General features: G+C 70.0%; 10 protein-coding genes and 1 riboswitch. Of the genes, 5 read left to right on the forward strand and 5 right to left on the reverse strand.

All coding sequences use genetic code 11. The features are described from left to right. Positions 1–48: 48 nt before the first annotated feature. The 5 genes from ACFWZH_RS18885 to ACFWZH_RS18905 all read right to left on the reverse strand — a co-directional run bounded on the left by ACFWZH_RS18885 (position 49) and on the right by ACFWZH_RS18905 (position 5,841). Complete coding sequence (locus ACFWZH_RS18885; protein ID WP_384431881.1) at positions 49–1,800, reverse strand: ABC transporter substrate-binding protein; 1,752 nt, start codon at positions 1,798–1,800, stop codon at positions 49–51. A gap of 93 nt (positions 1,801–1,893) precedes the next feature. Continuing rightward, positions 1,894–2,892, reverse strand: a complete 999-nt coding sequence (locus ACFWZH_RS18890) for an ABC transporter permease (protein ID WP_384431884.1) — start codon at positions 2,890–2,892, stop codon at positions 1,894–1,896. Between the two features lie 449 nt (positions 2,893–3,341). Next, complete coding sequence (locus tag ACFWZH_RS18895) at positions 3,342–4,142, reverse strand: enhanced serine sensitivity protein SseB C-terminal domain-containing protein (RefSeq protein ID WP_384431887.1); 801 nt, start codon at positions 4,140–4,142, stop codon at positions 3,342–3,344. Positions 4,143–4,204: 62 nt separating this feature from the next. Further along, positions 4,205–5,002, reverse strand: coding sequence for an enhanced serine sensitivity protein SseB (locus ACFWZH_RS18900; RefSeq protein ID WP_384431890.1), 798 nt, complete (start codon positions 5,000–5,002; stop codon positions 4,205–4,207). A 110-nt stretch (positions 5,003–5,112) separates the two neighbouring features. Beyond that, positions 5,113–5,841 carry an AAA family ATPase gene (locus ACFWZH_RS18905; RefSeq protein ID WP_384432155.1) on the reverse strand — a complete coding sequence of 243 codons (729 nt, stop codon included), beginning with the start codon at positions 5,839–5,841 and terminating at the stop codon, positions 5,113–5,115. Positions 5,842–6,064: 223 nt separating this feature from the next. After that, positions 6,065–6,160, forward strand: a riboswitch (glycine riboswitch). Between the two features lie 152 nt (positions 6,161–6,312). Between ACFWZH_RS18905 and gcvT the strand changes: the two genes are divergently transcribed. From gcvT to ACFWZH_RS18930, 5 genes are all read left to right on the forward strand, one after another. Beyond that, on the forward strand, positions 6,313–7,440 hold the full coding sequence (gene gcvT / locus ACFWZH_RS18910; RefSeq protein ID WP_384431893.1) for a glycine cleavage system aminomethyltransferase GcvT: 1,128 nt from the start codon (positions 6,313–6,315) through the stop codon (positions 7,438–7,440). Between the two features lie 130 nt (positions 7,441–7,570). Beyond that, entirely contained in the window at positions 7,571–7,948 is a 378-nt protein-coding gene (gcvH, locus tag ACFWZH_RS18915) for a glycine cleavage system protein GcvH (RefSeq protein WP_384431896.1), read from the forward strand. A 28-nt stretch (positions 7,949–7,976) separates the two neighbouring features. Beyond that, entirely contained in the window at positions 7,977–9,236 is a 1,260-nt protein-coding gene (gene glyA / locus ACFWZH_RS18920) for a serine hydroxymethyltransferase (RefSeq protein WP_384431898.1), read from the forward strand. Between the two features lie 241 nt (positions 9,237–9,477). Continuing rightward, on the forward strand, positions 9,478–11,130 hold the full coding sequence (locus tag ACFWZH_RS18925; protein WP_384431901.1) for an APC family permease: 1,653 nt from the start codon (positions 9,478–9,480) through the stop codon (positions 11,128–11,130). 105 nt (positions 11,131–11,235) lie between these two features. Continuing rightward, positions 11,236–12,618: an L-serine ammonia-lyase gene (locus ACFWZH_RS18930; protein WP_384431904.1), complete on the forward strand. Its 1,383-nt coding sequence runs from the start codon at positions 11,236–11,238 to the stop codon at positions 12,616–12,618. Positions 12,619–12,850: the final 232 nt, after the last annotated feature.

Consider the following 12,850-nt stretch of genomic DNA (forward strand, 5'->3'; position numbering starts at 1 on the left):
CGGAACCGGCCCGCGGACACCAATGCCTTCACCTGCCTTCCAGGGCTGCTACTTCTTGACGCCGATGTTGAGGTAGTCGTACTGACCGCTGAAGGCCGAGGTGGACACCAGGTTGGTGGCCTTGGGCGAGCGGTACATCAGGACCTTGAAGTAGGTGAGCGGGACCAGCGCCGCCTGCTCCATCGTCTTCTTGTCGATCTCGGCGTACGCCTTCTCGCGGGCCGCCTTGTCGGTGTTGGCGATGGCGGTCTCGAGCAGCTTGTTGATCTCCGGGTCGTCCAGCTCGGACAGGTTGGTGTTACCGGACTTGCTGATCGCCTTGCCGTTGAGGATCTGCTGCAGGTAGCCGTAGCCGGTCGGGAAGTCCGAGCCCCACTGCATCATGATCAGGCCGACGTTGTTCTTCTTGTTGAACTCCGGCACACCGGCGTAGTCCGAGAAGTACTTGCTGGTCGGGTACGACTGGATCTTGGCCGTGATGCCGATCTTCTTCAGCGACTCGATGACCGAGGTGGCCGCGTCGACCTCGTCCTGGCGGTCGTTGCGGGCCAGGATCGTGGTGGTGGTCTTGCCGGCGCCGCACTTGTCCCAGTGCTTCTTGGCCTCGGTCAGGTCCAGCTTGTCGCCGTTGTACTTCTGCGGGTACAGGTCGAACTTCTGGTAGCCGTCGATGTCGGTCGGCAGGACCGTGGAGGCCAGCTCACCGCGGATCGGGCCGCCGAGCGAGGTCTGCACGGCCTTCTTGTCGATCGCGTACTCGACGGCCTTGCGGCACTCCAGGTTGTCGAACGGCTTCGCCTTGGTGTTGATCGCCGTGTAGACCAGGCGCTGACCGAGCGCGTTGTCGGTGTTGGCCTTCTCCTTGGGGTCCGTCAGGAGCTGGGCCTGCGTCTGGCCGTCCACACCGCGGCCGGCCAGGTCGACCAGGGTGTTGCCGGACTGGAGGTCCTTGTCGATGGTCGACTGGGCGACCTTCAGCTTCAGGACGATCTTGTCGGGCAGCTGCTTGCGCAGCGGGTCGCTCTTCGCGGACCACTGCGGGTTGCGCACGAGGGTGAGCTGCTTGCCCTCCTCGTAGCTCTCGAACTTGTACGAGCCGGTGGACAGCACGGACTTGGTGTAGTCCGCGCCCTTGTCCTTGGCCTTCGGCACCGGAGCGGTCTGCGGGGCGCTGACCAGGTAGTCGAACTCCGCGAACGGCTTCTTGAGGTGGAAGACGATCGTGTGGTCGTCCGGGGTCTCGATGGACTTGAGCCCTTCCTTGCTCTTGTCCTTGTAGGGCCCCTTGTAGCCGCCCTCGTTGTCCTTGAGGAACTGCTGGAAGTAGTTCGGGCCCAGCGAGAGGGTGTCGCGCGCGAAATTGGAACGCTCGACGGCGTACTTGACGTCCTGCGCGGTGACCGCGGAGCCGTCCTCGTACTTCACGCCCTTGCGGATCTTGTACGTCCAGGTCCGGCCGCCGTCGCTGGGCTTGCCCATCTCCTCGGCGAGGTCGGGGACCAGCTCGTTGCCCTTCGTGCCGGGGCCCGGCTTGAAGGTGGTCAGCGGGCGCGCATAGAGCCGGCTGAAGTTGTAGATGAAGGCGTAGTACGTGTTGCCCGGGTCGAACGACTCGGGGGCGTCGCTCATCGCGTAGTTGACCGTACCGCCCTTCGCGTCCGAGGCGTTGACGACGCCCTTGGTGGCGGCGTTCGCCTCGGACGAGCCGTCCGAGGAACCCTTGCCCCCGCTGCAGCCGGCCAGCAAAAGGCCCGCACTGGTGATGGCCGCTATCGCCGCGACCGGAACTGACCTTCGCATGATGGTCCGTGTCCCCTTCGTTCGTCGAGAAACTTCACACGTCAAAACTTCACTGGCGGTGGAGATTTGTGGGCGCCGGCGCCCGGCGGGCCGTCAACGGCTGCGCGGGTCCAGCGCGTCCCTCAGGCCGTCACCGAGCAGGTTGAACGCGAGCACGGTGACGAAGATCGCGAGGCCGGGGACGATCATGTACTGGGGGTCGACCTCGTAGTACTTGACGGCCTGGTTGAGCATGCCGCCCCAGGACGCCTGGGGCGGCTGGATGCCGACGCCCAGGAAGCTCAGGGCCGCTTCGAAGAGGATGTTGGAGGGGATCAGCAGCGTCGAGTAGACGATGACCGGACCCACCAGGTTGGGCAGCAGCTCCCGGAAGAGGATGAACGGGCCGCGCGCTCCCATGCCGCGGGCGGCGTCCACGAATTCACGCTCGCGCAGCGACAGCGTCTGCGCGCGCACGATGCGGCCCATGTACGGCCAGTTGAAGAAGCCGATCACGAAGATCAGCACCGAGATGTGCAGCGGCAGACCCTCCAGGCCGAAGGCGCCGCCCTGCAGCGAGGCGGAGATGGCGATGGCGAACAGCAGCAGCGGGAAGGCCAGGAAGACGTCCATCATCCGGCTGATGAAGGCGTCCACCCGTCCGCGGTAGAAGCCGGCGACCACACCCAGCACGGTGCCGATGGCGACCGACAGCAGCGTCGCGCCGAACGCCACGATCAGCGACACCCAGGAGCCCTCCAGGATCCGGGCGAGCAGGTCGCGGCCGAACTTGGGGTCCACGCCGAGCGGGTGGTCCCCGCTCATCCCGCCGAAGTCCCCCTTGGGAAGCGTGGTGTTGGGGTCGATCAGCGACTGGTTGGGGGTGTTGGGGTCCAGGCCGAGCAGGGCCTGGAGGGGGCGCGAGAGCGCGGCGAGGACGACGAGCAGGATGACAACGATGGCACCCGCCACCGCGACCTTGTCCCGCCTGAAGCGCAGCCATGCGATCTGGCCGAGCGAGCGCCCTTCGATGCGCTTGCCCTCCACGCCTTTCAGCACCGCTTCCGGCTGCGCCTCGGCAGCCGCCCCGGTGGTCTCGATCGGTGCGGTCACGGTGCCCTTGACCCCTCTCGGCCGACGATGGCCGGCCCCTGCCCCGCCGCAAAAGCGGCCTGATTCACATCACTGGTGCAATTCGGTGCAAGTACTGCGGGCATCGCGGAACTTCACACAGTGGAAGTCGGAGATTCACGCGACGCCGTATGGGATGACGCTCGATGACGCTCGTACAAAGGACCGAGGCCCTCGGTGTTTCCGGAGTCTTCATCCCCTTCGCGATCAGTCACCAGCCCTGACCGGGAAAGGATGCGCAACTGTGATGTGCTCCACGGCTTTCCGTTATACGGACGCACGTTCGGGCTGAGCGGGGCGAATGTCCACGGGAGAGGACCTCAACCGTGGGGAATACGGGGCGAATTCACCCCGGAACCGGCGCCTCGACGACCCGCTCCGTCACCGGAGGGCGTCGCCGAGGGACCCCGGCCGGGCGGCCGGCGGGCGGGTCAGTAAGGGCGCGGGTAGCCGTAGCCGTACGAGGGCGCGGGGGCCGGCTGGCCCTGCGGCTGGACGTAGCCGTCACGGTCGAAGAAGGGCCGCGCACAGGCCCGCATCCACATCGCGACCGGGTCGTAGTCGTCGTTCATCGCGACCGTGGAGACCGGCAATCCGTCCGGAACCGCACCGATCGACTGCTGGATCATCAACCGGGCCGAATCCACCGCTTGTTGGCCGGTGTCGTACAGATCCAGCCCGACCGCCAGATACGGGGCGCCGAGCGCGGGCTGCACCCAGGCCCGGCGCAACGACCGTACGGCGGGGGTGCGGTGGGCGTTCTGGGCCAGCAGGGCGTAGAACTGCGGGATGTCGATGACCGGCTCGGAGATCCGCAGCGGACCGGCCGGCAGCCGGTCGAGGCCGCCGGCGATACGGCGCAGGTCCAGCCAGGGGATGCCGACACCGCCACCGGGGGCGTGCGGGTTCAGCCACAGGCCCCAGCGGTCCGGGAAGAGCGCGCCGGCGATCTCCAGGCCGCTGACGACCTCGTGGTCGCGATTCCAGCCGGAGGCGGCGAGTTCGGGCGCCGAGGTCACGCACGGCGCGTAGCCGAGGCCGTCGACCTCCATGTTTCCGTACTGCGCGTCGGGGGAGCCGGCCCGGCCGTGCCACAGCAGCATCCAGACCTGGCCCGCGGCGAGCGCCTGCAGCAGCGCCTCATAGGCGTCGTAACGGCCGGGCGAGACCTGCTGGAGCAGCTGCTCCAGCGCTCCGGCCGCCGCCGGCCCCTGATGCGCACCCGCGCTCACGTGGTCCGTCCCTTCATCTCGGCAGGGCACGTGTGGGTGCGCCCGCGCGTCATCCAACCAGCTTACGAGTGGTCGCGAGAGTAGAAGGGCCGCACGCGCTCCAGCATCCAGTCGGCGACCGGGTCGCCGTGGGCGAGATCGAGCATCACCAACTGCACCGGCCAGGGCACCGGGACCGCGCCGAGCGCACGCCCCAGGGCCGCAAGGACCGTCTCGCGGGCGGTGCCGTCGTGCAGCGCGGCAGGGTCCACCGCGAGCTGAACACCGACGAACAGTGTGGGCGTGTCGCCCTCGACACTAGCCAGGGCACGCCGGGCAGTCAGGACAATTCCGGCACCGGAGAACTCCAGTCCGGCGGCGGCAAGGAAGTCCACCGGCTCCTCCTGCCAGTCCGGCTCGAAGAGCCGCACCCGCCCGCCGCTCGGCAGCCCCTCGCCACCGTGGCGACCTTGCCGGCACAGCTCGGCCACCGCGGGCGGCGGCAGCGGAACCCCGACCGTGCCGTCCGGGTTGACCGCGATCCCGATCCTCGGCGGCAGCCCGCGGGCGAACTCCCCGGCCGGGGCGACGGTGAAGGACATGTGCGAGCCGACCACCCGCAGGAACTCCTGCTCGGAGCTGTAGACCGGGACATGGGCCACCCCGCCGATCTCGACGGTGGGCAGGTCCAGGCCGCGGGCGCCCGGGCCCGCGCTCTCCGGGCCACCGCCGTTGGGCAGCGGCACCCACACCCGGCTGCGGCCCAGTACCTCGACGATCCGGCCGCCGGCGCCCGGATGCCCGACCGACGCGGCGAGCACCTCTTCGAGCTCGTTCGCCGGCCACGCCAGCTGCGGTATCCCCTGCTCCGAAAGACTCATCCGTACCCACCCGTTCCGACCACGCCCATCGCCCATCGACCCTAGACGAGAAATACCGCAGGCGGTTCATACGGGGGCGGGGTACGGCACGCCCGGAAGCCGCAGTCCGCTCAGTGGAAGGCGACCGTCTTCAGTGCGCTCGCCGCCCGCCGGTCCAGCAGGACCACCGAGCTGAACCCCTTCGGCGGCCCGGCCGTCTCCGCCGCGCCGACCAGCCGGCCCACCGCCCTGCGGTGCCGCGCGAAGGCGTACCCCGACACCCCGCGCCCGCGCGCCTCCTGGCCGGACCGCGCCACCTCCGGCGGCACGTCGAGCAGCACCAGATGCAGCCCGCGCCCGCCGCGCGCCGCCGACCGGGCGACCCAGCGGCGCACCCAGGCCAGCGTTCCGCAGTCGTGCACCACCACGCTGTCCCCCGACGCGAGCGCACGGCCCAGCGCGAGATAGTGCGCGGCCCGCACCAGCGGGCGGTACAGCCCGTACGGCAGCCGGCGCAGCCTGCCGCGCGCCCAGCGCTCGCGGACGTCCTGCGAATCGATGCGGTGCACCACGGTGCCGCGGCCGTCCGACGACGGCACCACCCGGTGCATCAGGGTGCTCTTGCCGCTGCCCGGCAGTCCGGAGACCACCACCAGGTCGCCGGCGGCGAACCGCAGCTCCGCGGTGCCGCGGGCACGCCTGCGGCCGCGCAGGTCCATCACCCGAGTACCGCGCCCCGGCCGCACGACGGACCGCGCCGCGCGCCGGGCCGGGGGCGCGGCGGCAGGTGCCGCCACCGGCGCGCCCGGGGGCACGACCCCTGAAGTGGCCGCGAATGCCGCTTCCCTGTGCACCGTGATCGCCCTCCCCGTCCAGTTCCGGTCCGAGTCCGTCCCTTACCCGCAGAGTGTCAAGAAAAGGTAATGGCCATCAAGGCGATTGTCCGATCTGTCGGCGTGGCGGGCCCGCTCCTGGACCGGGCGGCGACCGGGGCTCCTCGATCCGGCGTTCCCGTGTAATGATGTGGCCGCCACGTGCACGTCTGAAGCTCGTCCGTGCACCGCCAACTCCATACCGGCCGCTTGAATCCGCGCGGGAGAGTCCCCGGCCGCCACGGCGGGGCGCCGAAGGAGCAAGTCCTCCCTTGAATCTCTCAGGCCCCTATACCGCGCGGGCGAGGCAGATCTGAAAAGCGAGCCACTGCCCGGTTGCATGGGGCGGCTCCACCCAAGGTGCAAACCGGGTCCGTTCGCGGGATCCCGGTGAACCTCTCAGGTTCCGATGACAGATGGGGAGAACGTCTTGTCACCCATGCCTGGGAGCCCAGAACCATGACAGATGCCCCCCGCCGCACCGCGCTGGACGCCACCCACCGCGCGCTCGGCGCGACCATGACCGACTTCGCCGGCTGGGACATGCCGCTGCGCTACGGCAGCGAGCGCGACGAACACGTCGCCGTCCGCACCCGCGCCGGTCTCTTCGACCTCTCCCACATGGGTGAGATCACCGTCACCGGCCCGCAGGCCGCCGACCTCCTCGACTACGCGCTGGTCGGCAACATCGGCGGCGTCAGTACCGGCCGCGCCCGCTACACCATGATCTGCGAGGACGGCGGCGGCATCCTGGACGACCTGATCGTCTACCGGCTCGCCGACCAGGAGTACATGGTCGTCGCCAACGCCTCCAACGCCCAGGTGGTGCTGGACGCGCTGAGCGCGCGAGCGGGCGGCTTCGACGCCGCGATCCGCGACGACCGGGACGCCTACGCACTGCTCGCGGTGCAGGGCCCGCAGTCCCCGGGGATCCTCAAGGCGCTGACCGACGCCGATCTGGACGGCCTGAAGTACTACGCCGGGCTGCCCGGCACGGTCGCCGGCGTCGACGCGCTGATCGCCCGTACGGGATACACCGGCGAGGACGGCTTCGAGCTGTTCGTGCGACCGGCGGACGCGGTGGCCCTGTGGGAGGCGCTGGCCGCGGCCGGCAAGGACGCCGGTCTGGTGCCCTGCGGTCTGTCCTGCCGCGACACGCTGCGCCTGGAGGCGGGCATGCCGCTGTACGGGCACGAGCTGACCACCGCCACCACGCCGTTCGACGCGGGCCTGGGCCGGGTCGTGAAGTTCGAGAAGACCACCAACAACGGCGACTTCGTGGGCCGCGCCGCGCTGGCGGCGGCCGCCGAGCGCGCCGAGACCGACCCGCCGCGCAAGCTGGTCGGCCTGATCGCCGAGGGCCGCCGGGTTCCGCGCGCCGGATACCCGGTCGTCACGGCCGACGGCACGGTCATCGGCGAGGTCACCTCCGGGGCCCCCTCCCCCACGCTCGGCAAGCCGATCGCCATCGCCTACGTCGACGCGGCCTACGCCACACCGGGCACCGAGGGTGTCTGCGTGGACATCCGTGGAAGCCATGAGCCGTACGAGGTCACCGCGCTGCCCTTCTACAAGCGGCAGAAGTAGCGGTTCGCCCACGGCAGGCACGGCAGTGGCGCGCGCCCGCGTGTCTCACTGTGCAAGACCCTCCCCCGGACTTCGCCCGGGGAGGCGCCCCCATGCACGATCACACCCTCGCGTACAGGAGAATCGAGCCATGAGCAACCCCCAGCAGCTGCGCTACAGCAAGGAGCACGAGTGGCTGACGGACGCCGTGGAGGGCGTCTCGACGGTCGGTATCACCGAGCACGCGGCCAACGCGCTCGGCGATGTGGTCTTCGTGGAGCTTCCCGCGGTCGGCTCGACGGTCACGGCGGGCGAGTCCTGCGGTGAGCTGGAGTCGACCAAGTCCGTCAGCGATCTCTACTCGCCCGTGGACGGCGAGATCGTCGAGATCAACGAGGATGTCGTCGGCGACCCCTCGCTGGTGAACTCCGCCCCGTTCGAGGGCGGTTGGCTGTTCAAGGTGAAGGTCAGCGGCGAGCCGGAGGACCTGCTCTCGGCCGACGAGTACACCGCCTTCGCCGCCGGCTGATCCCGGACCCCTCTCCCCAGGAAGACTCATGTCGCTTCTCAACAGCTCCCTGCACGAGCTCGACCCCGACGTCGCCGCCGCCGTCGACGCCGAGCTGCACCGCCAGCAGTCCACCCTCGAGATGATCGCGTCGGAGAACTTCGCCCCCGTCGCCGTCATGGAGGCCCAGGGCTCCGTCCTCACCAACAAGTACGCCGAGGGCTACCCCGGCCGCCGCTACTACGGCGGCTGCGAGCACGTCGACGTGGTCGAGCAGATCGCGATCGACCGCATCAAGGCCCTCTTCGGCGCCGAGGCCGCCAACGTCCAGCCGCACTCCGGCGCACAGGCCAACGCCGCCGCCATGTTCGCCCTGATCAAGCCGGGCGACACCATCCTGGGCCTCAACCTCGCCCACGGCGGCCACCTCACCCACGGCATGAAGATCAACTTCAGCGGCAAGCTGTACAACGTCGTGCCGTACCACGTCGACGAGAAGACCAACCTGGTCGACATGGAGGAGGTCGAGCGCCTCGCCAAGGAGCACCGCCCCAAGCTGATCGTGGCCGGCTGGTCCGCCTACCCGCGCCAGCTCGACTTCGCCGCCTTCCGCCGGATCGCCGACGAGGTGGGCGCGTACCTCATGGTCGACATGGCGCACTTCGCCGGTCTGGTGGCCGCGGGCCTGCACCCCAACCCGGTGCCGCACGCCCACGTCGTGACCACCACCACCCACAAGACCCTCGGCGGCCCCCGCGGCGGCGTCATCCTGTCCACCCAGGAGCTCGCCAAGAAGATCAACTCCGCGGTCTTCCCCGGTCAGCAGGGCGGTCCGCTGGAGCACGTCATCGCGGCGAAGGCGGTCTCCTTCAAGGTCGCCGCCTCCGAGGACTTCAAGGAGCGCCAGCAGCGCACCCTCGAAGGCGCCAAGATCCTCGCCGAGCGCCTCGTCCAGGACGACGTCAAGCAGCACGGCGTCTCCGTCCTGTCGGGCGGCACCGACGTCCACCTCGTCCTGGTCGACCTGCGCGACTCCGAACTCGACGGACAGCAGGCCGAGGACCGCCTCCACGAGGTCGGCATCACCGTCAACCGCAACGCGATCCCCAACGACCCCCGCCCGCCGATGGTCACCTCCGGCCTGCGCATCGGCACCCCGGCCCTGGCCACCCGCGGTTTCCAGGCCGAGGACTTCCGCGAGGTCGCCGACATCATCGCCGAGGCCCTCAAGCCCGCCTACGACGCCGAGTCCCTCAAGGCCCGGGTCACGGCGCTCGCGGACAAGTACCCGCTGTACCCGTCGCTGTGACGCGTCTCATGCGGTGATCCTCCGCGCCGCCGGTCACCGGCGGCGCGGAGGCCGAACGGGCCGTGAGCCCGGGGCCGTTGGTCCCGGGCTCACCGTCTGTGTGCCTGTTCTTCTCCCTCCTTTCGCGAAATCACGTGGAAAATCCGGTGATTCGCGAGAAATAAGGTGACCCACGGCAGATGCAGCCGCCCCTCCTCCGTGAAGGGGGCACTTCTCGACGGCAGGACGGACGACACATCCCATGGACATGAGCGCGGGCGAGCGCAAGGGGCTCAGCCTCTTCGCCCTCATCATGATCGGCATAGGCTCGATCTTCGGCTCCGGCTGGCTCTTCGGCGCCGGTGCCGCCGCCCAGGTGGCGGGCCCCGCGGCGCTGGTCGCATGGGTGATCGGCGCCGTGTTCATCGGCATGATCGCGATGTCCTACGCGGAGGTCGGCTCGGCCTACCCGATCCCCGGCGGCATGGCCCGCTACGGCCACCTCTCCCACGGCCCGGTGCTCGGCTTCCTCACCGGCTGGGCCGTGTGGATCGCGGTCGCCTCGCTCATCCCGATCGAGTCGATCGCCGCCACCCAGTACATGACGTCCTGGAGCTTCGACTGGGCCAAGGGTCTGGTCGACCCGGCCACCCATCAGCTCACCCTCTCCGGCATCTGCACCGCACTGGCGCTGACCGTCGCCCTCTGGCTGACCTGCTACTGGTCGGTCCAGCTGCTGGCCCGTGCCAACACCGTGCTCACCCTGGTCAAGTTCGCCATCCCGGTGCTCGCCGTCCTGGCACTGATCGGTTCCGGCTTCCACACCTCGAACTTCACCTCGCAGGGCGGGTTCGCCCCGTACGGCTGGCCGGCCGTGCTCACCGCCGTCACCACCTGCGGCGTGATCTTCGCCTTCAACGGCTTCCAGGCCGTGGTCAACCTCGGCGGGGCCGCCAGGAACCCGGGCCGGGCCATCCCGATCGCCCTGGTCGGCGCGCTCGCGCTGGGCCTGGTGATCTATCTGGCGCTGCAGACCGCCTACCTCGGCTCCGTGCCTCCCGAGCAGCTCCAGCGGGCCGGCGGCTGGCAGGGCGTGAACCTCAGCTCGCCGTTCGCCGACCTCGCCAAGCTGCTGATGCTGCACTGGGTGGTCACACTGCTGCAGTTCGGCGCCTTCATCTCGCCGGCCGGTTCCAACATCGCCAATGTCGCCTCGGCCGCGTACATGGTGACCAATCTCGCCGAGACCGGCTTCTTCCCCAGGAAGCTGGCGGCCGTGCACCCGCGCTACGGCACCGCACGCCCCGCGATGTGGCTCAACCTCGGCTTCTCGGTCCTGCTGCTGCTCACCGTCGGCCGCAGCTGGCAGGCGCTGGCCGGGGTGGTCTCGGCGGCCATGGTCATCTCGTATCTGATCGGCCCGATCGCGGTGGGCGTCCTGCGCCGGACCGAGCCGGAGCTGCCGCGCCCCTTCCGGCTCCCCGCCGCCGGGTTCCTGTGCCCCCTCACCTTCACCTTCGCCGCCTGCGCCCTGTACTGGTCGAAGTGGCCGGACACCGGCAAGGTCGCCGTGCTGACGCTGGTGTCCGTGCCGATCGCGGCGCTGGTGCTGCGGCGCAAGGGCGAGACCCGGCTGGCGCGGCAGTTCGCGCCGGCCTGGTGGATGGTCCTCTTCCTGGTCTGGATGGCGGCGCTGTCGGCGCTGGGCAGCCCGGACTTCGGCGGCCGTGGCATCATCCCCGGCGGCCTGGACATCGCCCTGGTCGCGCTCTCGGCCCCGGCCTTCTACTTCTGGGCCGTACGCGCCGGAGTCGGGGCGCGGACAGCGGGCCTGACCGGCTCGTTCTCCACCGGTGTATCCGTTCCGCAACCCACTGTTACGCCCGAGGACCAACGCCCGATGGCTTCCGTCTGACGGCACCGCGCCGGGTCCGGGTTACGCTCGACAAACGGCGCAGAAACGTACCTCCTGCCCCATTGCTCCACCGTCCACCACGAGCAGACAAGGGAGTCCGCCACCGTGGCCATCTCCGTCTTCGACCTCTTCTCCATCGGCATCGGCCCCTCCAGCTCCCACACCGTCGGCCCCATGCGCGCCGCCCGGATGTTCGTCGGACGGCTCAAGAAGGACGGCCTGCTCGCCCAGACGGTCAAGGTGCGCGCCGAACTCTTCGGCTCCCTCGGCGCCACCGGCCACGGGCACGGCACCCCCAAGGCCGTCCTCCTCGGCCTGGAGGGCCACTCCCCGCGCACCGTGGATGTGGAGAGCGCCGACGACGAGGTGGAGCGCATCCGCACCACCAAGCGGCTGCGGCTGCTGGGCGCGGAGATAGGCACCGATCACGAGATCGACTTCGACGAGTCGACCGAACTGATCCTGCACCGCCGCCGCGCCCTGCCGTACCACGCCAACGGCATGACCCTCTACGCCTACGACGCCGCGGGCGCCCCGCTGCTGGAGAAGACGTACTACTCGGTGGGCGGCGGCTTCGTCGTGGACGAGGACGCGGTCGGCGAGGACCGCATCAAGCTCGACGACACCGTGCTGAAGTACCCCTTCCGCACCGGCGACGAGCTGCTGCGCCTGTCCCAGGAGACCGGCCTGTCCATCTCCGCGCTGATGCTGGAGAACGAGAAGGCCTGGCGCACCGAGGAGGAGATCCGCGCGGGGCTGCTGGAGATCTGGCAGGTCATGCAGGCCTGCGTGGCCCGCGGGATGTCCCGCGAGGGCATCCTGCCCGGCGGGCTGAAGGTCCGCCGCCGGGCCGCCACCGCCGCCCGCGCACTGCGCGCCGAAGGCGATGCGCAGGCCCACGCCATGGAGTGGGTCACTCTCTACGCCATGGCCGTCAACGAGGAGAACGCCGCCGGCGGCCGGGTCGTGACCGCCCCCACCAACGGCGCCGCCGGCATCATCCCGGCCGTCCTGCACTACTACCTCAACTTCGTGCCCGGTGCGGACGAGGACGGCATCGTCCGCTTCCTGCTCGCCGCCGGCGCCATCGGCATGCTCTTCAAGGAGAACGCCTCCATCTCCGGCGCCGAGGTCGGCTGCCAGGGCGAGGTCGGCTCCGCCTGCTCCATGGCCGCCGGCGGCCTGGCCGAGGTCCTCGGCGGCTCGGTGGAACAGGTCGAGAACGCCGCCGAGATCGGCATGGAACACAACCTCGGCCTGACCTGCGACCCCGTCGGCGGTCTCGTCCAGATCCCCTGCATCGAGCGCAACGGCATGGCCTCGGTCAAGGCCGTCACCGCCGCCCGCATGGCCCTGCGCGGCGACGGCCGCCACCACGTCTCCCTCGACAAGGTCATCAAGACCATGAAGGACACCGGCGCCGACATGAGCGTCAAGTACAAGGAGACCGCCCGCGGCGGCCTCGCGGTCAACATCATCGAATGCTGAGGTCCTAGCGGGAGCCCCCCGGGTCCTGCCCGCGACGTCCCACCCGGCCCTGATCAGCGCTGTTCCCTTCGGCGCCGATCAGGGCCGACGCATGCTTGCCCGGCGCGCGGGCGCGTCAGGCCACCGCGCAGGCGACGCCCTCGCGGCCGATCAGCACCCCGCGATCACCGCCCGGCTCGCCCCGGGCGTGGCCGCGTGGCGCAAGGCGCCGGCTCCCCTGACGCCGGACGGG

This window comes from Streptomyces sp. NPDC059008, from assembly GCF_042749045.1.
Taxonomy (GTDB): domain Bacteria; phylum Actinomycetota; class Actinomycetes; order Streptomycetales; family Streptomycetaceae; genus Streptomyces.